Raw genomic sequence first — 19947 nt, 5'->3', positions numbered from 1 at the left:
CACTGAATGGGTTGAAACGCCGAGCGAGAAGAGCCGCAATGAGCGAGAAGAACCCCGGAGCATCGATCCCTGTCGAGAAGATCGTCCTCGCGCTGGACACGTCCACGGACATGCTGGCGTGCGCCGTCGCGCGCGTGGCCGCGGAAGGCCGCGTCACCGTGCTGGCCGCGCGCGACCACCTGTGCCGCCGCCAGGCCAACGTGGAGCTCGTGGGGACCGCGCGCCAGGCGCTCGCGGACGCAGGCCTCTCGATGGCCGACGTCGACGCCGTCCTCACCGGTCGCGGCCCGGGCTCGTTCACGGGTGTGCGCATTGGCGTGGCGACGGCGAAGGGCCTGGCCTGCGGGCTGGGCCGTCCGCTCTTCGGCGCCTCCGCGCTCGACGCGATGGCCTGGGCCGCGCACGCGGCCGGCGTCCGTGGCACGCTTGCCGTGGCGGGAGACGCTATGCGCGGCGAGGTCTATCCCGGCATCTACCGGCTCGACGACGCCGGCGCGCACCGCACCTTCGCCGCCGAGACCGTCGTCAAGGCGGACGCCTGCGTGGCCGCCTGGGCGGAGCGCGCGGACGCCGCCGAGCTCACGCTCACGGGCAATGGCCTGGCCAAGTATCGTGCGCGCTTCGAGGCCGCGGGCTTCTCGCACTTCTCGCCGGAGGAGGCGTGGTACCCCACGGGCGAGGGACTGCTGCGCGCCGCCGCGGAGGCCGGCGTCTTTTCCGGGCCCGCCGACCAGTCCGGCGACCCGGCGCTCGTGCTGCCCATCTACACGCGCCTGTCTGACGCCGAGGAGGCAGAGCGCACCCGCCTGGGCCTCAAGGCGCCGGCAACGGTTGAGCTCACCGGCGTCGATGACGCCCTTGCCGGCATCCACCTGCAGCTGCGCCCCATGACCGTCAACGACACCTCCGCCGTGGCCGCGCTCGAGGCGGCGACCTACGAGGGCTCCGCCCACACGCCGTGGAGCGAGAGGCTCTTCTACGAGGAGCTCACGCAGCCCGGTCGCAGCTGGTGGGTCGCGCACGACCAGGGCCAGATCATCGGCTTCGCGGGCGGCGTGCTCGCCGGGGCGGACTTCGAGGTCGAGGAGGTCGTCGTGGACGCGGCGCGCCGGCGCGAGGGCATCGCGCGGCGCCTCGTGGCCCGCGTGGCCTACGACGCGCAGATGCTCGGCGCGCACACGCTCTCCCTCGAGGTGGACGCCCAGAACGACCCGGCCCGCGCCCTCTATGTGGCACTTGGCCTGGCGGAGGAGGGGCGGCGTCCCGGCTACTATCCGGCCGGCGCAGGCGAGTCCGCCCACGACGCGCTGATTCTGCGCGCGCCGCTGCCGCTGGCCGCCGATGCCGTGGGCGGTGGGGACGACCACCCCGAGCCCGCGCCCTCCATCCGCCCGTGGCCCATCGAGTGCGCACCGCGCAGCGCGGAGGCCGAGGCCGCGATTGCCGCCGCCGGCCCGCTCGTCCTCACCATCGAGTCCTCCTGCGACGAGACGGCCATGGCCGTGACGGACTCCCATGGCGTGGTCTGCGCCAACGTGGTGGCCACGCAGATCGACTTCCACGCACGCTTTGGCGGCGTGGTGCCCGAGATCGCCTCCCGCAAGCACACCGAGGCGATCGTGGGCGTCTTCGAGGAGACGCTCGCGCGCGCCGGCGAGCACTTTGGCGTGGACACGCTGACGCCGGCCGACCTCGCGGCGGTGGGGTGCACGGCGGGGCCGGGCCTCGTGGGCGCGCTCGTGGTGGGCGTGGCCTTCGCCAAGGGCCTCTGCGCGGCCGCCGACCTGCCGCTCATAGCCGTGCACCACCTCGAGGGCCACCTCATGGCCAACCTCTTCGAGACGCCCGACCTCGAGCCGCCCTTCGTGGCGAGCATCGTCTCCGGCGGCAACACCATGCTCGTGCACGTGCGCGCCTGGGGTGACTACGTCCTTCTCGGCGCCACGATTGACGACGCGGTGGGCGAGGCCTTCGACAAGGTGGCCAAGGCGCTCGGGCTGGGCTACCCCGGAGGCCCCGTGATCTCCAAGCTCTCCGCGCAGGGCAACCCCAAGGCCATCCACTTCCCGCGCGCGATGATGCACAGCGGGGACTACAGCTTCAGCCTCTCCGGCCTCAAGACCGCCGTCATCACCTACATCGAGGGCGAGAACCGCGCCGGGCGGGCGATCAACCTTCCCGATCTGGCCGCGAGCTTCGAGGCGGCGGTCATCGACGTGCAGGTGGCCAAGGCCGTGACCGCGGTGGAGGAGACCGGCGTGTCGGACTTCTGCGTCGGCGGCGGCGTGGCGGCCAACCCGGGCCTGCGCGCTGCGTACAAGGCGGCGCTCGAGAAGCGCGGCGTGCGCGTGACGGTTCCGCCCATGCGGGCATGCGGCGACAACGCGGCGATGATTGGCATCGCGGCGCTGCGGAGCTTCCGCGCCGGGTCCTTCTCGCCCCTCACGCTGGACGCGGACCCCAACGCGCCGCTCGGCGCCTGGTCCACGCCCGACGCCCCCGTCCCGCCCGTGTGGACCGTGCAAAAGTGACAGGCACTTTTGCACGCTTTTGCATCCTCATAGGACGTGCGGAGTGAAGGGGTGTGACCGGATGCGGCAGACCCCTGGCGATCCCGCGTAACGCCGCGCTCCGGCATTGCGTGTCGGGCGCGGGCGGCTCGCTCACTGGCTACGCTGGCGACCTCGGCCGCAGGTGCGCTCATGCGCCTGAAAGGCCGCGCGCATAGACGCGTTATTACGGAAATGCGAGCCCAGACCGTGCAAAAGTGCCTGTCCCTTTTGCGCGTCTAGCATGCGCCGGACCCGCACATGAGCTCGATGATCGTCCGGTCGGTCTCGCGCATGCCCTGGGCCGCCAGAACGCCTACGTTGCGAATCGTGTTCTCCACGCCCTTGACCACGATGCCGTCGCCGCCGTAGAACTGCTTGCCCTGGATTTGCATCTGCATGCCCAGAAGTCCCGCCTCGACCGCGCTCGCGATCTTTGCCGCGCAGCTCGCCTTGGCGCCGTCACAGACCATGCCGGAGTCGATGGCGATGGCGTTCACCACGGTGTGTGCGATTTCGTCCGCGCGCCCGCCATAGAGGTAGGTGATGCCGGCCGCCGCGCCAGCGCCCGCGCTCGTGGCGCCGCAGTAGGCGGAGAGGCGGCCGATGCCGGTCTTGAGGTGGATGGTCACGAGGTTGGACACTACGAGCGCTCGCAGCAGCTCCTCGTGGGAGACGTCCAGCTCCCGCGCGTAGACGATCACGGGGACGCTGGCGGTGATGCCCTGGTTGCCGCTGCCGGAGTTGATGACCACGGGCAGCTCGCAGCCGCCCATGCGCGCGTCGGATCCTGCGGCGGCCCAGGCCTTGGCGCGGTTGGCCACGCCGTCGCCGTATGCGGAGAGCAGCACGCTTCCGATGTTGGCGCCCCACTCGCCCTCCAGGCCCTCTCGCGCGATAGCCATGTTGCAGGCGATCTGTCGGCCGAGCAGCTGCTTCACGTCATCCATCTCCACCGCGCCGGCAAACTCGACGATCTTCTCGATGGAAAGGCAGCCGCGGTCCGTCCCGGCGTCCCTCTCGCCTGCGGACTCCTCGAAGGGCTCGCTGAGAAGAACCTTTCCGTCGCGCTCCACGTGGATGACGTTGGTGTGCGAACCGGCGATCTCGCAGAGCGCCTCGTGGCCGTCACCCGAGACGCGCACCTGGATGTCGAAGATCCACGGGCGCTCGCTCGGCGAGACGCTGACCTCGTGCGTGGCGAGAAAATCGCGCATCGTGGCGATCTCTTCCCCGGTCACGCCGGCTAGGACCTCGAGCTTGGCGTCCGCGTTGCCCGCGACCACGCCCGCCGCTGCGGCGGCCTCGATGCCGCGCGCGCCGCCCGTGTTGGGCACGACGACGCTCTTCACGTTCTTGATGATGTTTGCCGAGGCGGCAACGCTCACGCGCTCGGGCAGCGCCCCGAGCGTCTGGCGCGCGAGCGCGGCACAGTAGGCCACGGCGATGGGCTCGGTGCAGCCCATCGCACAGACGAGCTCCTCCTCGAGGATGGCGACGTAGGCGTCGTAGGTCTCCTGGTCCATGGCACTCCTTCCGTGCAAAGGACGTGCAAAGGGGACAGGCACTTTTGCACGCCCACCCGTTACGACGGTGTTTCTCAGCATACTATCAGCTCGCTCGACGGTCGCCGGCGCGCTATCCTCCCATGCCGTGCGCGTAACTTTCTCGCATCGGGTGCGCCCGCTTGCAAGGGGGAGGGGAATGGGTCCCCTCCGGTTGCGTCGCGCGGAAGGGGATTTCACACAAAAGGGAAAGGAACCACCATGAAGGCCACCCCCACGCACGTGTACGTATCTGAAAGAGTCTCTCGCCGCGACTTTCTCAAGCTGTCGAGCCTCGTGGCGGGCATGGGAGGCGTGATGGTCCTTTCCGGCTGCGGCCCCGCCGCGCAGGACTCCACCACGGACACCACCGACGAGCCGGCCGACGACGCCGCGGACACCACCGAGGCCGCCACGCTCGGCGACGGCGAGACCCTCCGCGTTGGCATGGAGGCCGCCTACGCCCCGTACAACTGGCAGGTCTCCGAGGAGTCCGAGTTCACCATCCCCATCGAGAACGTCTCCGGCGCCTACGCCGACGGCTACGACGTGCAGGTCGCCAAGCGCATCGCCGAGGCCCTGGGCATGGAGCCCGTGGCCGTGAAGCTCGACTTCGCCGGCCTCATCGACGCGCTCAACAACGGCCAGATCGACATCGTCTGCGCCGGCATGTCCGTGGACCCGGACCGCGCGCAGTCTGCCGACTTCTCCGACTCCTACATCGACGACGACATCGTCATGATCACCGCGCAGGACTCTCCCTACGCTGGCGCCACGACCTTCGCCGACCTCGCGGGCGCGTCGGTCATGGGGCAGGCGGCCACCATGTACGACACGGTCATCGACCAGATCCCCGACATCAACCACATGACGCCGGGCGAGACCGTGCCCATCGTCGTGGAGAGCCTCGCCTCCGGCACGAGCGACGTCATCACCTACTCCATGCTCTCGGTGCCCAAGCTGCTCGAGACCTACCCCAACTTCGTGGAGCTTGAGATGGAGGACAAGTTCGAGGGCTCCGTCATGCCGGACAACGCGGCCATCGCCAAGGGCCAGGAGACTGTCCTCGAGCAGATCAACGAGGTCATCAACGCCATCCCCGAGGACGAGCGCCAGCAGATGTGGAACGACTGCATGGATCGCCAGCCGGCGTAGCGTGCAAAAGGGACAGTCACTTTTGCACATCGCGTAAGATAGGGGCGCGCGCCGCAGATGAGGGCGCGCGCCCGCACGCATGAAATACGAAGGAGATACAAGATGAGCTCCGCTCCCTCCGGCGAGCAGACGGCGAGAAGGACGCGTGGTCGCGTCGCCTCGTTCTTCTTTGATGACCATCGCTACGTCCTTCTCGGCACGAGCGCGGTGGCGCTCGCGGGCATGCTGCTCTCGAGCTCGCCCCGTCCGGCGATGAGCTTCCTCGCCCACGCGTTCACCGTCGAGCTCGTGATGTACTACGTGCTCGTTGCGTGGCTCGTGGTGAGCGCCGTCGCGCTCGTGACCAAGCTCGCAAAGTGGCGCGACTACACGTCCTTCTCGCCCTTTGCCAGGCCCGCCTTCCGTCGCGCGTTGCGCTACGCCTCGTACGTGATCTGGGCGATCGTGCTTGTGCTCTTCGTTGACCGTGTGGTCATGGGCGTGGCGTCGGCGTGGGACGTTGCCGTGCAGGCCGCAAACTCGGCGGACCCGCACCGTCCCGAACCCATGCTCGAGAGCATGTGCTACATCCTCTACCAGGGGCGTGACACGTTCTTCACCGGCCTTGTCACCACCGTCGAGCTGGCGGTCTTTGGCACCGTGATCGCGTTTTTCCTGGCGCTGCTGCTCGTCTTTGCGCGCATCCAGACCATCGACCGGCCGGACAACGACTTCGTGCGCTTCTGGAAGGTCGTTGGCTCGGGATTTGCCAAGCTCTACTCCACCGTGGTCCGCGGCACGCCGATGATGGTCCAGGCCATGATCATCTACTACGGCGTCTTTGGCATCCTGCGCATGACCGCGCTCACCACCACCCAGATCAACGGCATCTGGACGACGTTTCTCGCGGGCCTCGTGACCATCACGCTCAACTCGACCGCCTACATGATGGAGGTGCTGCGCGGTGGCATCGAGTCGGTCGACAAGGGCCAGACCGAGGCGGCGCGCTCCCTGGGTCTCTCTCAGTGGCAGGCCATGGCTAAGGTCGTCTTCCCGCAGGGAATCAAGTACGCGATTCCCGGCCTCTCCAACGAGCTCGTTATCAACATCAAGGACTCGTCGGTGCTCTCGGTCATCGGCACCTTCGACCTGATGTTTGCAACTACGACCGTGGCTGGCATCTACTATCAGCAGTTCCAGACGGCGCTCATCTCCACGGTTGCCTACCTCATCCTCACGATGCTGGCCACGTGGCTGCTCGGGCGCTTTGCGCACCGCTTCAACGTGAGCGCCGAGGTCGTGGGCAGCACGTCTGACACGCCCGTCAAGACCGAAGAGGTCAGTGCTGCGCCCCCGCGGGATGGCAAGAAGCATCGTCGCGGCCGGGGCCAGGGGAGGTAGGACATCATGAGAAACGCTTCCGCATCGAGCGCCGCCGAGCCGATGGTCCGCATCGAGGGGCTGCGCAAGTCCTTCGGCGACCTCGAGGTCCTGCGCGACATCAACCTCGACGTCACGCCCGGCCAGGTGGTCACGATCATCGGCGCCTCGGGGTCGGGCAAGTCGACGCTTCTGCGCTGCATCAACCTGCTCGAGACGCCAGATGCCGGCCATGTGTGGTTCCACGGGGCGGACCTCGCCGCCGAGCACGTTGACGTGAACCGCCTGCGCGAGAAGATCGGCATGGTCTTCCAGGGCTTCAACCTGTTCAACAACATGAACGTGCTCGACAACTGCACGCTCGCGCCCGTGACCCTCAAGAAGATGAACAAGGCCGAGGCGCAGGAGGTCGCGATGCGCCACCTTGAGTCGGTGGGCCTCGCGGACTTTGCGCGGGCGGACGTCAACAACCTCTCGGGCGGTCAGAAGCAGCGCGTCGCAATCGCGCGCGCCCTCTGCATGCAGCCCGACCTCATGCTCTTCGACGAGCCCACCTCCGCGCTCGACCCTGAGATCGTGGGCGAGGTCCTCGAGGTCATGCGGCGCCTTGCGGCAGACGGCATGACGATGGTCGTGGTCACGCATGAGATGGCCTTCGCAAAGAACGTCTCCGACGAGGTCGTCTTCATGGACAAGGGCGTCATCGCCGAGAAGGGCGCGCCCTCGAAGCTCTTCTCGTCCCCCGAGCACCCGCGCACCCGCGAGTTCCTCGCCCGCTACCTCGAGGGGTAGCGTGCAAAAGGGACAGGCACTTTTGCACGCTTGTCGGAGGTTTGAAGGGGTATAACATCTCTCACCAACAAGGTGAGGGGAGGCGCTATGCCCAGATTACCGAGACGTGTCGCAGAATCTGGCTTTTACCACGTAGTTCTTTACGCAAACGGTCGGCAGAACCTCTTTGAGGACGATGCCGACCGTTTGGCGTTTCTTGACATGTTGCTGGCAGCTGTGCGCAAGCACGGCGCAAGCGTCCTGGCATGGTGCCTCATGTCAAATCACATTCACCTGCTTCTCGAAGATCCGGGCGATTGCCTAAGCGAGCTAATGCGCTCCCTCGCCACTCGCTACGCCCACCGCTTCAACAAGCGAGGTGGTCACGTCGGGCATGTGTTCCAGGGACGGTTCTACAGCAGCCCCGTCGAGGGCGAATCCTATCTTCTTGAGGCCATGCGCTATATCCACAACAACCCTGCGAAAGCTGGCATCTGCGCGGCCGCGGACTATCCGTGGAGCAGCTACCATGAGTACGTCGGTGCTCCCGAGTATGCCGACACCGGGCTGCTGCTTGAGATGCTCGGCAGCCGCGAGGCGTTCGTCAGGTTCTCCAGCTCTCCCGAGCGCGTTCGCTACCGCCCTCCAGCATGGCCAAGGCTTGCTGACTCCATGGCGGGGGAAGTTGCGCGCGAGGTTTTGGGACCGCTGACGGCATCTGAGCTCAAGAGCCAGGAGAAGGCTCGGCGCAATGCGCTACTCTGTGAGTTGCGGGAGGCGGGGCTGTCCGTGAGGCAGGTCGAGAGGCTTACGGGCATTGGCCGCGGCACCATCACGAGAGCAACGACGTAGCGTGCAAAAGTGACTGTCCCTTTTGCACGGAGGAGGCTGGGATGAGGGACGGATTCGTCAAGGTCGCGGCGGTGACGCCGGAGGTGCGCGTCGCGGACGTCTCCTTCAACGTGGAGGCCTGCGTGGCCGCCGCGCGCCAGGCTGCCGAGAAGGACGGCGCGGCCGTCATCGTGCTGCCCGAGCTCGCGATTACGGGCTACACCTGCGAGGACCTCTTCTGGCAGGAGTCGCTCGTCCGCGCCGCCGAGGCGGGCCTCGCCGAGTTTGCCGCCCGCACCGCCGACCTTCCCGCCCTCATCCTCGTGGGCGTGCCCGTGCGCGCCGGCGGCAAGCTCTACAACTGCGCCGCCGCGGTCTCTCGCGGCGAGGTCCTCGGCCTTGTGCCCAAGACGCACATCCCCACCTACAACGAGTTCTACGAGGGGCGCCACTTCGTTCCCGGCCCCGCCGAGGTCACGCTCGTCCTGTTTGCCGGCAACCGGGACACCCTCTTTGGCACGAACCTGCTCTTTACCTGCGAGGAGCTCCCCGAGCTCGTGGTGGCGGCAGAGATCTGCGAGGACCTCTGGGTTCCCGCGCCGCCCTCCACGGCCCACGCGCAGGCCGGAGCCACGCTGATCTGCAACCTCAGCGCGTCCAACGCCATCGTGGGCAAGGCGGACTATCGCCGCAGCCTCGTGTCCGGCCAGAGCGCCCGCCTCGTCTGCGGCTACGTCTACGCGAGCGCCGGCACCGGCGAGTCCACGCAGGACCTCGTCTTCTCCGGGCACGATCTGGTGGCCGAGAACGGCCGCCTGCTCGCGGAGGGCAGTCCCTTCGGCGACGGTCGCGCCGTCTCCGAGATTGACGTCCGCTTCCTCGCGGCCGAGCGAACGCGCATGTCCACCTTCGAGTGCGCATCCTCGCCCGAGGCCGCGGGCTATGCGGTCGCGTCGTTCTCGCTGGGCGCGGACGCGGCCACGCGCGAGACCGCGCTCACCCGCTACGTAGACCCGCACCCCTTCGTGCCCACCGACGCCGCCCGCCGTGCGGAGCGCTGCGAGGACGTCTTCTCCATCCAGGCGCACGGTCTCGCTAAGCGCCTCGCGCACACGCGCTCGCGCCGCGCGGTGATTGGTCTCTCGGGCGGCTTGGACTCCACGCTCGCCCTGCTCGTGGCCGTGCGCGCCTTCGACCTGCTGGGGCTTCCGCGCGACGGCATCATCGCGGTGACCATGCCGGGCTTCGGCACCACGGATCGCACCTACAACAACGCCTGCGAGCTCGCCCGCACCGTACGAGCCGAGCTTCGCGAGGTCGGCATCGCCGCCGCGGTGCGCCAGCACTTCGCGGACATCGGGCACGACGAGTCTGTCCACGACGTCACCTACGAGAACTCCCAGGCGCGCGAGCGCACGCAGATTCTCATGGACGTGGCCAACCAGGAGGGCGGCCTCGTCATCGGCACGGGCGACCTCTCAGAGCTGGCGCTCGGCTGGGCCACCTACAACGGCGACCACATGTCCATGTACGCGGTGAACGCCGGCGTGCCCAAGACGCTCGTGCGCCATCTGGTGCGCTACGTGGCCGACACCTGCGGGGACGCGGACGAGGCGCGCGTCCTTCTCGACGTGCTGGACACGCCCGTCTCGCCGGAGCTCCTGCCCGCCACCGGAGACGGCACGATCGCGCAGAGGACCGAGGACCTCGTGGGCCCCTACGAGCTGCACGACTTCTTCCTCTACGAGGTCCTTCGGCGCGGCACCAACCCGGCCAAGGTCTACCGCCTCGCCCGCTACGCCCTGGGTGAGAAGTACGACGACGAGACGATCCTCTCCTGGCTCAAGGTCTTCTATCGCCGCTACTTCGCCCAGCAGTTCAAGCGCAGCTGCCTGCCCGACGGCCCCAAGGTGGGCTCGGCGGCCGTGAGCCCGCGCGGCGACCTGCGCATGCCGTCGGACGCCTGCGCGACGCTCTGGCTCGCCGAGCTCGAGGCGCTGTAGCGTGCAAAGGGGGCAGTCACTTTTGCACGGTGAAGACGTACTCGATGCGGTCGTTTCCTGAGAAGCCCTGCTCGTAGGTCGTGCTGATCGCATAGCGGCGCCCGGGCTCGACATCAAACGTGAGGACGCCGTCCTCGAAGCTCGAGGGGACCTCGTCGCCCACCGAGCCCGCCGCGTCAAGCAGCGTGCGGAGCCGCCAGAAAAGGGGTGAGTCCGCTATCGAGCCGGCGGCGAGCTCCTCCTCGTCCCAGCTCCGCGCGCATGCCCAGAGCGGCCTCTCGTCAAAGAGCACGGTGATGGATGCCTCCTCGGCCACCGACACCTGGGCCAGATCGTCGACGCGCCATTCCTGGGGGTCTATCTGGCGGAGCTCCTCGATGCGCCTCTCGCTGCCGTTCATGAAGCTCCAGGTGTAGTTGTCCAGGGTGAGCGCGACGGCGCCGTCCTCTCCGGATGCCAGGGCCCGCGCCCCGGGGACGTCGGCATGGGGCCGCGCTCTCCGTCATGCGGGAGCGTCACGCAGGATGCGAAGGTGACAACGACGATGGCCAGAATCGCGGCGATCGCGATGCCGCAAGATGCCCTGGGCTTCATGTCCGTACCCCATTCCGCCAATACGAGCTAAGGGGGAAGCCGTGCAAAAGTGCCTGTCCCCTTTGCACGCCCTCGTGTCACCTCACGGTGAAGACGTAGCTGACCTGCCCGGCGTCGAACGCGACGTCGACCCGATAGCGCCATCCGGGCTCAACGGCGAACTCGAGCGCTCCGCCAGAGAGCGTGACGTCCACCGCCTCGGCGCCCGTCTCGAGGTCGTTCTCGGGGTAGCGCGCCACCTCGGGCCAGCGGGAGTCGTCCGACTCGACCGGCGGAAGGTCGAAGGTCATGGTGACCTCGACGGTCTCTCCGGCGGCGACCTCGGGGAGGTCGGTCGCGTCGATCTGGTTGGCGGCGGGCGCGTCGTTGGAGGCCGTCACCGTATCGCCGTTCTGCTCGTAGGACCACGTCCAGGCGTTGGCGAGCGGAAACAGCGAGACGGAGGCCTCCTCGGTGCGGTACTCGAGGGTGGCGAGCGCCGGCTCAGCCGGGTCCTTGGGCTGCCAGAGCTGCGCCGCGAGCTCGGCGTACTTCTCGGCGTCCTCGGGCGCGCCTTCCTCGAGGACCTCCACCTTGGTGATGCCGGGATACTGCGCGGGGTAGCTCTCGAGCATGATGCCGTTGCCGGTCACGCGCACAATGTTGCCCGTCGCGAGCTCGGGAGCGTCATCCGGTAGGGTGGGGTAGTAGGGCGACTCGGTCTCCCGGTCTATGAAGAGCGGCTCTCCGTTGCCCAGGAGGACGACCATCGCCGTGCTCGTGAACTCCTCCTGTGCGGACCCGTCAGACACAACGTCGATGAGGTAGTCCGCGCTCCCGTCCTCGAACTGGGCGGAGACGGCGTAGCGCCAGCCGGGCTCGACCTCGAGGGTGACGCCGTCGCTGGTGATTCCGGACACGGCCACGGGCTCGCCCTCCTCGGCATCGGCCGAGTAGCGCGCGACGTCCACGTCCGTCGCGGCCTGCGAGAAGTACACGCGCACCGTCTCGGCCCCCTCGACCTCGAAGTGCGGGACGCCCTCACCCACATCCATGGGCGCCGCGGCGTCGGAGGCGCCGCCGTCCCACGTGTAGCCGGACACGAGCATGTTGATGCCAATCATGGAGGAGCCCCGCCACCCGCTCTGCATGGTGCCGGGAGGCGGCTCCCAGGCCTGGGGAGCGCATGCCGCCAGGGTGGCCGCGAGGGGCAGGGCGAGCACGCAGAAGACGAGCTCTCTCAGGGCTTTCACGACGCGAGTCCTCATGGCTCCGCCCTCCCGTCCGGGGTGTGGTGAGCTTATCGTACCCTGAATGCCGCGCGACGTACCCCGCCCCCGCGCTCCTATCCGCGTGCGGCGAAAAGCGCGGGCAAGCGGCGCGCCCGTTCCTCCTGCTCCGCTGCGCCTCAGAAAATCTAAGTGCGAGTTGGAAGATTTTTTTACGCGAGGTGGTATAAGTCCGTGCGGCTGGGTATTATTCTGAACGTTGGACAGGGCGGTGCACGACGTCACCCGCACCGCAGAAACACGCCCGTTCGGGCGCAAGAAGGAGGTTCCTTACTATGACTCTGAAGCCGCTTGGTGATCGCGTTCTCGTGAAGCCCGCCCCCAAGGAGGAGAAGACCTCTACCGGTCTCTACATCTCCAGCGGCGCGCAGGAGAAGCCGCAGCGCGGCCAGGTCGTCGCCGTGGGCGCTGGCAAGATGAACGACAAGGGCGAGCGCATCGCCATCGACGTTAAGGTTGGCGACGAGGTCTACTACGGCAAGTTCGGCGGCAACGAGGTGAAGATCGACGGCGAGGACTTCCTGCTCCTGCGCGCCGACGACATCTACGCCGTCATCGAGGACTAGAAACCGTGCAAAAGTGACAGTCACTTTTGCACTTTCGGAAAGGATCAAGAGAAATGGCTAAGGACATTCTTTTCGGCACCGACGCTCGCGCCAAGCTCGCCAAGGGCGTGAACACCCTTGCCGACGCCGTGACCACCACCATGGGCCCCAAGGGCCGCTACGTGGCCCTGCAGCGCTCCTACGGCGCCCCCACCATCACCAACGACGGCGTCTCCGTGGCCAAGGAGATCGAGCTCAAGGACCCCATCGAGAACATGGGCGCCCAGCTCGTGAAGGAGGTCGCCACCAAGACCAACGACGCCGTGGGTGACGGCACCACCACCGCCACGCTCCTCGCCCAGGTCATCGTCAACGAGGGCCTGCGCAACGTGGCCGCCGGTGCCAACCCCATCGCCATCCGTCGCGGCGTCGACAAGGCCGTGAACGCCGTTGTCGACCAGATGCGCAGCACCGCGCAGGAGGTCTCCACCAAGAAGCAGATTGCCTCCGTCGGCACCATCTCCGCCTCCGACCCCGAGATTGGCGCCAAGATCTCCGACGCCATGGAGGTCGTGGGCAAGGACGGCGTCATCACCGTCGAGGAGTCCCAGACCTTCGGCATCGACATCGACACCGTCGAGGGCATGCAGTTCGACAAGGGCTACATCTCCCCGTACTTCTCCACCAACAACGAGACCATGACGGCCGAGCTTGACTCCCCGTACATTCTCATGACCGACCAGAAGGTCTCCAACATCCAGGACATCCTGCCGATTCTCGAGGCCGTCCAGAAGCAGGGCGCCCCGCTGCTCATCATCGCCGAGGACGTGGACGGTGAGGCCCTTGCCACGCTGATCCTCAACAAGCTCCGTGGCGTCCTCAACGTCTGCGCCGTCAAGGCCCCCGGCTACGGCGACCGCCGCAAGCGCATGCTCGAGGACATCGCCATCCTGACCGGCGGCCAGGTGGCCATGAAGGAGCTCGGCGTCCAGCTCACCGACGTCACCGCCGAGATGCTCGGCCGCGCCAAGTCCGTCAAGATTTCCAAGGACGACACCACCATCGTCGGCGGTGCCGGCTCCAAGGAGGCCATCGACGAGCGTATCGCCCAGATCAAGGCCGAGTACGACGTGACCACCTCCGACTTCGACAAGGAGAAGCTCCAGGAGCGCCTCGCCAAGCTGGCTGGCGGCGTGGCCGTCATCAAGGTCGGCGCTGCCACCGAGGTCGAGCTCAAGGAGATCAAGCACCGCATCGAGGACGCCCTGCAGGCGACCCGCGCGGCCGTTGAGGAGGGCATCGTCGCCGGCGGCGGCGTGGCGTTCCTCGAGGCTTCCAAGGTCCTCGATACCGTTGAGACCGTCGACTCCGACGAGAAGATCGGCGTGGAGATTGTCCGCAAGGCCCTCGAGGCGCCCGTGAAGACCATCGCCAACAACGCCGGGTTCGAGGGCTCCGTCGTGGCCGAGAAGATCAAGGGCCTGCCTGCCGGCCAGGGCCTTGACTCCGCCACCGGCGAGTACGGCGACATGATTGAGATGGGCGTGCTCGACCCGGTCAAGGTCTGCCGCGTCACGCTGCAGAACGCCGCCTCCGTGGCGTCGCTGATTCTCATCACCGAGGCCACCGTCTCCGACGAGCCCAAGAACACCACCATCGAGGAGGCCATCTCCGCGGCGGCTGCCCAGGGCGGCCAGGGTGGCATGTACTAGGCTCACGGCCTAACACGCTCGGTCCGGGTCGCCCCGGATGTTCCTTCGAGAAGTGCGCTGCGCGAAACTTCTCTCCGGAACATCCGGGGCGACCCTTCTCGTGTTGAGGTCGCAAAGGGCCTCGACCCTCTGAGGACTTGCTGGATACGGCAATGGGGCTTGAAGAAGCTCGCCCCGTGGCGCAAAGAGCGGTACTACCCCCGCTTGCAGACGAAGGACATGAGCGGGGTGTCCATGAGGTCCGCTACGAGGGGGCACTTGGTCATGAGGAGGAAGTAGACGTCCTTGCGCCCACAGCCGTCGACAAGCACCTCAAAGTTGCCCATGCCCTTGCTGATGACAAGGTCAGCGTCAAAGAACGCGCTCCTAAACTCATCGGTGCTGGCCGAGAGCACGGTGGTGGGGGTTGCCACGCCGCTGGAGAGCACACGGGCGACGTTCGCCATGCCCACCTGCTCGGCGTCATCGAGCGTGACGTCGTTGATGACGGGTCCCCCGCGCACGCCATAGGTCACCTGGACGGTGGGGTTCTCACGCAGGATCTGTTCGATCAAGAGCTTGTCCAGGACGATCTCGCCGCAGTTGTCGGCGAGATACATGATGGAGCGGGCAGAGCGTACCGCGTCGAGAAGAACCCCGGAGTCGTCAATCGCAAACGCAATCTCGGGGGCCCGGTCGATCAGCGCCGTCACATCCTCGCGCGTGAAGGAGTTCTTCCCGCCAAAGTCAACGAGGTTCCCAGCTACCGCATAGCGCAGGGCAAGCTGGAAGGGCTCGTCCGCGGTCAGGATTCGGTCGGCGCAGTCCTTCTCGCGGTCTAGCAGCAGCTGATTGTACGCGCGCTTGATGTCACGATAGGGGTCGTCGGTCCCCAGGAGCGGTGCCACGCGGGAGAGAAGCTCGCCCATGCGGTCCGGACGGATGCGCTCGCCGCCCATGCCTGCGATGACTTCGTCCTTGATGGCAAGCATCTGCCCGAGCGTCGCATCGTCAAGCTGGCAGAGCGCGGCGAGCTCGTGCATCTGCTTGGCGTAGCACTCCCGGCAGTCGGCCTTCTTCAAGGTGGTTTCCATGGCGTCCTCCTGCGCATCGGCTTGCCAAAACGATAGCATGTGCGCGGTTGGAGGGTCCCCGCCGGCTTCTTCATTCCCGCCATTTCTCTGTCGGGGAGACCGCTCGACAGAGGGTTCTGCTGACGAGACTAATTAGGCAATCCAATCGGGTCTCCTCCCCCAGTGGGGAGGAGACCGGCGTGCCCTCTCGCCCGGCGCCCCCATCGCCGCCGCTCGACCAAGGAGGACCCTCGGGCATACTTTCACGGTTCCAGCGAGGACAACCACTGGTTGTCCTCGCTGGTAAACTGGTGGAATCGCAAGTCGAAGGATGGTTGGTGGAACTCAACCGAGGGGGATGTCACAGTGGGAGCCGCACGGAGGAACCCGAGGAAAGGACCGACTATGGACGAGAGGGACGAGACGCTGGGACGTCGCATCGCGCGGCTGCGTCTGGAGTGCGGCATGACGCAGGAGCGCCTTGCCATGAAGATGGGCGTGACGGCGCAGGCGGTGAGCAAGTGGGAGAACGACCTCAGCGCGCCCGACATCATGCTGCTGCCGGAGCTCGCGCGCACGCTCGGCGTGACCGTGGACGAGCTGCTGGAGGGTCGCAAGGGCCAGGAGATTGCGTCTGCGGAGCCCGCACCTGAGCCTCAGCCCGCACCAAAGCCTCAGCCCGCGCCGTCGCGTGCGGATGGGCCCAGGCCCAAGAAGCTCCACATCCAGGTGGACAGCAGCGACGGAGACGTGGTGAACATCAACGTCCCCTTGGGCATGGCGAGCGCCGTGCTCGGCGCCAGCTCCAAGCTTCCCGGTGCCGTCAACCTGAACCTCAACAATGCTGACATTGACGCGGCGCTCATCGCGGAGGCGATCAAGCACGGCGAGAAGGGCACGCTCGTCGAGGTCGACGGGGATGACGGCGACCACGTGGTCATCTCGCTGGAGTAGCGTGTCCGGACCTAGGGAGGGGCGACGTTGGACGAGAGGCGATTCACGGGCATCGCGCGCCTTGACGAGGCCGTCGCGCGCATCGTTGATGCTGCGGTTGCCGACGGTCTGTGCGAGGCGGTCGTCCTCAAGGGCTCGATTGCCCGCGGCGATGCGGATGAGTTCTCCGACATCGATCTCTATCTCGTCGTCTCTCCTCAGAATCGCGATGCCGCGCTGGAGCGACGCGAGAGGTACCTGGCGGCGTACGGCGACATCGTCTTCATCGAGGACGTTGACTTTGGGCTGCCTCAGAAGCTTGCGATTTTCTCCGACGCCCTCCATGTGGACCTTTACGTGGCCGAGCCCCAGCAGGTCGGCAACCTTGATCCCGTCGTCGCGGCATACGATCCGGCGGGCATCTTCAAGGACGTGACGCCTATGCGCGCGGACGTGACGGACGAGGAGCTCTGCCGGTGCTTCTCGTCTGCGATCTACTGCCTTGTTGAGGCGAGCTCTGCGTATGCGCGCAGAAACGACGCCTGGGCTGCAAAGATCATGAGCGATGCGGTGGGCGGGCTCTCCGTGCTGGTTCGCAGCCAATACGACCGGCGCTACGCGTTTCTCGGACTGAAGAAGATCAACGAGCTCATTCCCGCAGAAGACTACCAGCTTCTCGAGGACATCTATGCCCACTTGGGGCGCGGAGATTGTCCGGAAGCCGCGCGGGCCATCCTCAGCGCTCTCGAAGCGTTTCTCGCCAACGCGGAAGACGACCTTGCCGCAAAGCTTGACGCACGCTTTCTCTCATGGGCCAAGGATGGCATGGGCACCCTGCTCTTTGCCGAACGCAAGGGCGTGCTGATTGCCGACGCGCCCATCTCAAGCCGCGTATCGAGTGCGGGCAGGTTTCCGGAGATGGGTCAGGGAGTGCGGCCCACTTCTTGAGTTTTGTGCTCGAGTGCGGGCGTCGAGCGCGCTCTAGCCCGCACTCGATGTCGGGGCACCAAGCGCGGACCGCGAGCTCCCAAACCGGCAGACGCCCTTCGGCGGCTCCTGACGAGAAGAACCTCGCGACAGCAAAAGGCCCCGCCGGTTTTCTAAGCGGAAGTTGAAGTGCGCTTCCGCGTGAAAACCGGCGGGGCCGTCAGGTCGGAGGTTCTTCTCGCTACCCGACGAGCGTCCTCGTGATGGAGGCCGCCGCGGTCTTGCCGGCGCCCATGGCCAGGATGACCGTGGCCGCGCCGGTGACGATGTCGCCGCCGGCCCAGATGCGCGGGTCGGAGGTGCGGCCGTCCTCGTCGGCGATGATGTAGCCCCACTTGTTGAGCTTGATGTCGCCGATCATCTTGGCGAACGGGTTGGCGTTGGTGCCGATGGCGGAGATGGCCACGTCGCAGGGGATCTCCTCGATGGCGCCCTCGATGGGCACGGGGCGGCGACGGCCGGAGGCATCGGGCTCGCCGAGCTCCATCTTCTGCACGCGAACGGCGCAGACGGCGCCATCCTCGCCCTTGACGAACTCGAGCGGCGCCACGAGCGGCATGACCTCGACGCCCTCGGCCTTGGCGTGGTGAAGCTCGGCGCGACGGGCGGGCATCTCGGCCTCGGTACGGCGGTAGGCGATGATCGCGCGCTCGGCGCCCAGGCGCTTGGCGGTGCGCACGGCGTCCATGGCCACGTTGCCGCCGCCAAAGACCACGACGTTCTTGCCGTGCTTGGTGGGCGTGTCGTACTCGGGGAACTTGTTCGCCTTCATGAGGTTCACGCGCGTGAGGTACTCGTTGGCGAAGAAGACGTTGGGCAGGTTCTCGCCGGGGACGTTGAGGAACTTGGGCAGGCCGGCGCCCGTGGCGATGTAGATGGCGTCGAAGCCCTCGGCGAAGAGCTCGTCGGCGTCGGTGATGCGGCCCACGACGGAGTTGTACTCAAACTTGACGCCCATCTCCTCCAGGCCGTCGATCTCGCGCTTCACGACCGCCTTGGGCAGACGGAACTCGGGGATGCCGTAGACGAGCACGCCGCCGCCGGTGAAGAAGGCCTCGAAGACGGTGACGTCAAAGCCGTTGCGGGCGAGCTCGCCGGCGCAGGTGATGCCGGAGGGGCCGGAACCCACGACGGCGACCTTCTTGCCGTTCTTGGGGGCCATCTTGGGCTTGGAGGCGAGCTCGGGCTGGTCGCCGAGGAAGCGCTCCAGCTGGCCGATGGCCACCGGGTCGCCCTTCTTGCCGCGGATGCACTTGCCCTCGCACTGGTTCTCCTGCGGGCAGACGCGGCCGCAAATGGCGGGGAGCATCGAGTCCTCGCGGATGACGTCCAGCGCCTCGCCGAACTTCTCCTCGCGGATCTTCTCGATGAACTTGGGGATGTTGATGTTGACAGGGCAGCCCTCGACGCAGAACGGCTTCTTGCAGTCCATGCAGCGCTCGGCCTCCGCCAGCGCCATCTCCTTGGTGAAGCCCTTGTCGACGGGGCGGAAGTCGCACGCGCGCTCGGCGGCCGGCTCCTCGTTGTCCGGCGTGCGCGGGGACTTCATGTCCGGAACAAAGCGACCGTTTACCTGTGGCATGCGCAGTTCGCCTCCTCATAGGCCTTGAGGGACTGGCCCTCCTCGGTGAGATACGCGGCCTGACGCGCGCGCAGGTCGTTCCAGTCGACCTTGGTGGCGTCAAAGTCGGGACCGTCGACGCAGGCGAACTTCGTCTGACCGTCGACCTCGACGCGGCAGCAGCCGCACATGCCGGTGCCGTCGACCATGATGGGGTTGAGGGACGCGGTGATCGGCGTGCCGTACTTCTCGGCGGTGAGGGCGGAAAACTTCATCATCGGCACGGGGCCGACGCAGAAGACCTGGGAGACGGCCTTGTCCTGGAGCAGGCGCTCGAGCGGTGCGGTGACGACGCCCTTCTCGCCGTAGGAGCCGTCGTCCGTGGTGATGTGGATGTGGTCCTCCGGAAGGAGCTCGCGGAACTGCTCCTCGAGCAGCAGCAGGTCCTTGGTGCGCGCGCCCATGATGGCGTGGACCTCGTGGCCGGTCTCCACCAGGTGCTTGGCCACCGGGTAGGCGATGGCGAGGCCGACGCCGCCGCCGATGACGGCGCAGGGACCGTCGGCCATCTCGGTCGGCTGGCCGAGCGGGCCGGTGACGTCCTGGATGGAGTCGCCCTCCTCGTAGGTGGACAGCATCTCCGTGGTCTTGCCGATCACCATGAAGATGAACTCGACCCAGCCCTCCTCGGGGTTCCAGCCCGCAAGCGTGAACGGGACGCGTTCGCCCGTCTCGTTGGCGCGCACCATGAGGAACTGGCCGGCGTGAGCGTGCTTGGCCATCCGGGGCGCCTCGATGCGAAACTTGAACACCTTCTCAGAGAACTGCGTCTTTTCGAGGATCTTGTACATTAACCGAACTCCTCTCCTGCATTCCCTCTTGTGTTGAGGCCTCGGTCGAGGCCATTCCAACATCCTCAATTGTACCCCAGAGAGGGCGCATTGCCCGCTAGCGGGAAAGAAGTCCGGTGGGGGGCGTGACTGTTGTTAGATGTGTGTATGTGTATGTCTTTTTTTTTTTTTCAAGCAGAAGACGGCATACGAGATCTAGTACGGTCTCGTGGGCTCGGAGATGTGTATAAGA

The 19947-nt window shown here is 66.7% G+C and carries 16 protein-coding genes; 10 read left to right on the top strand and 6 right to left on the bottom strand.

Going from position 1 to position 19947, the window contains the following annotated elements; all coding sequences use genetic code 11:
* Positions 1-38 precede the first annotated feature (38 nt).
* Positions 39-2531 (top strand): tRNA (adenosine(37)-N6)-threonylcarbamoyltransferase complex transferase subunit TsaD, encoded by a 2493-nt coding sequence (gene tsaD, locus BQ7391_RS01030; RefSeq protein WP_075278916.1) that lies wholly within the window; start codon positions 39-41, stop codon positions 2529-2531.
* 257 nt (positions 2532-2788) lie between these two features.
* On the opposite strand, the gene BQ7391_RS01025 is transcribed toward tsaD, so the two are convergent.
* Positions 2789-4075 carry an L-cysteine desulfidase family protein gene (locus BQ7391_RS01025; protein WP_075278915.1) on the bottom strand — a complete coding sequence of 429 codons (1287 nt, stop codon included), beginning with the start codon at positions 4073-4075 and terminating at the stop codon, positions 2789-2791.
* Between the two features lie 240 nt (positions 4076-4315).
* On the opposite strand from BQ7391_RS01025, the gene BQ7391_RS01020 reads away from it, so the two are divergent.
* From BQ7391_RS01020 to BQ7391_RS01000, 5 genes are all read left to right on the top strand, one after another.
* Entirely contained in the window at positions 4316-5248 is a 933-nt protein-coding gene (locus tag BQ7391_RS01020; RefSeq protein WP_129583880.1) for a transporter substrate-binding domain-containing protein, read from the top strand.
* Positions 5249-5350: 102 nt separating this feature from the next.
* On the top strand, positions 5351-6628 hold the full coding sequence (locus BQ7391_RS01015) for an amino acid ABC transporter permease (RefSeq protein ID WP_083662028.1): 1278 nt from the start codon (positions 5351-5353) through the stop codon (positions 6626-6628).
* A 6-nt stretch (positions 6629-6634) separates the two neighbouring features.
* The gene (locus BQ7391_RS01010) at positions 6635-7399 is read left to right on the top strand and encodes an amino acid ABC transporter ATP-binding protein (RefSeq protein ID WP_328586758.1); all 765 of its coding nucleotides are present in this window, start codon (positions 6635-6637) and stop codon (positions 7397-7399) included.
* 87 nt (positions 7400-7486) lie between these two features.
* The gene (locus BQ7391_RS01005) at positions 7487-8230 is read left to right on the top strand and encodes a transposase (RefSeq protein ID WP_075278913.1); all 744 of its coding nucleotides are present in this window, start codon (positions 7487-7489) and stop codon (positions 8228-8230) included.
* A 41-nt stretch (positions 8231-8271) separates the two neighbouring features.
* Positions 8272-10212 carry an NAD(+) synthase gene (locus BQ7391_RS01000; RefSeq protein WP_075278912.1) on the top strand — a complete coding sequence of 647 codons (1941 nt, stop codon included), beginning with the start codon at positions 8272-8274 and terminating at the stop codon, positions 10210-10212.
* A gap of 16 nt (positions 10213-10228) precedes the next feature.
* Here the strand turns inward: BQ7391_RS01000 and BQ7391_RS00995 are convergent, their stop codons facing one another.
* Positions 10229-10612, bottom strand: a complete 384-nt coding sequence (locus tag BQ7391_RS00995) for a hypothetical protein (RefSeq protein ID WP_075278911.1) — start codon at positions 10610-10612, stop codon at positions 10229-10231.
* A gap of 271 nt (positions 10613-10883) precedes the next feature.
* Complete coding sequence (locus BQ7391_RS00990) at positions 10884-12038, bottom strand: hypothetical protein (RefSeq protein ID WP_129583879.1); 1155 nt, start codon at positions 12036-12038, stop codon at positions 10884-10886.
* A 311-nt stretch (positions 12039-12349) separates the two neighbouring features.
* On the opposite strand from BQ7391_RS00990, the gene groES reads away from it, so the two are divergent.
* Entirely contained in the window at positions 12350-12640 is a 291-nt protein-coding gene (gene groES / locus BQ7391_RS00985; RefSeq protein ID WP_075278909.1) for a co-chaperone GroES, read from the top strand.
* 53 nt (positions 12641-12693) lie between these two features.
* Positions 12694-14331, top strand: coding sequence for a chaperonin GroEL (gene groL, locus BQ7391_RS00980; protein ID WP_075278908.1), 1638 nt, complete (start codon positions 12694-12696; stop codon positions 14329-14331).
* 194 nt (positions 14332-14525) lie between these two features.
* On the opposite strand, the gene BQ7391_RS00975 is transcribed toward groL, so the two are convergent.
* Positions 14526-15404 carry a damage-control phosphatase ARMT1 family protein gene (locus tag BQ7391_RS00975; protein WP_075278907.1) on the bottom strand — a complete coding sequence of 293 codons (879 nt, stop codon included), beginning with the start codon at positions 15402-15404 and terminating at the stop codon, positions 14526-14528.
* 384 nt (positions 15405-15788) lie between these two features.
* Here BQ7391_RS00975 and BQ7391_RS00970 point away from each other — a divergent pair, with 384 nt between their 5' ends.
* Together BQ7391_RS00970 and BQ7391_RS00965 are read left to right on the top strand one after the other, a co-directional pair.
* Complete coding sequence (locus BQ7391_RS00970) at positions 15789-16337, top strand: helix-turn-helix domain-containing protein (RefSeq protein ID WP_075278906.1); 549 nt, start codon at positions 15789-15791, stop codon at positions 16335-16337.
* A gap of 27 nt (positions 16338-16364) precedes the next feature.
* A complete protein-coding gene (locus tag BQ7391_RS00965; RefSeq protein ID WP_075278905.1) occupies positions 16365-17264 on the top strand; it encodes a nucleotidyltransferase domain-containing protein in 900 nt (299 codons plus the stop codon).
* A gap of 220 nt (positions 17265-17484) precedes the next feature.
* Here the strand turns inward: BQ7391_RS00965 and gltA are convergent, their stop codons facing one another.
* Entirely contained in the window at positions 17485-18885 is a 1401-nt protein-coding gene (gltA, locus tag BQ7391_RS00960; protein ID WP_075278904.1) for an NADPH-dependent glutamate synthase, read from the bottom strand.
* Entirely contained in the window at positions 18873-19715 is an 843-nt protein-coding gene (locus BQ7391_RS00955) for a sulfide/dihydroorotate dehydrogenase-like FAD/NAD-binding protein (RefSeq protein ID WP_075278903.1), read from the bottom strand. The genes gltA and BQ7391_RS00955 overlap by 13 nt, the downstream gene beginning before the upstream one ends.
* Positions 19716-19947 lie beyond the last annotated feature (232 nt).

Origin of the sequence: Thermophilibacter provencensis (assembly GCF_900128445.1) — a bacterium.
Classification (GTDB): Bacteria; Actinomycetota; Coriobacteriia; order Coriobacteriales; family Atopobiaceae; genus Thermophilibacter; species Thermophilibacter provencensis.
This window is presented reverse-complemented; position numbering and strand designations above follow the sequence as displayed.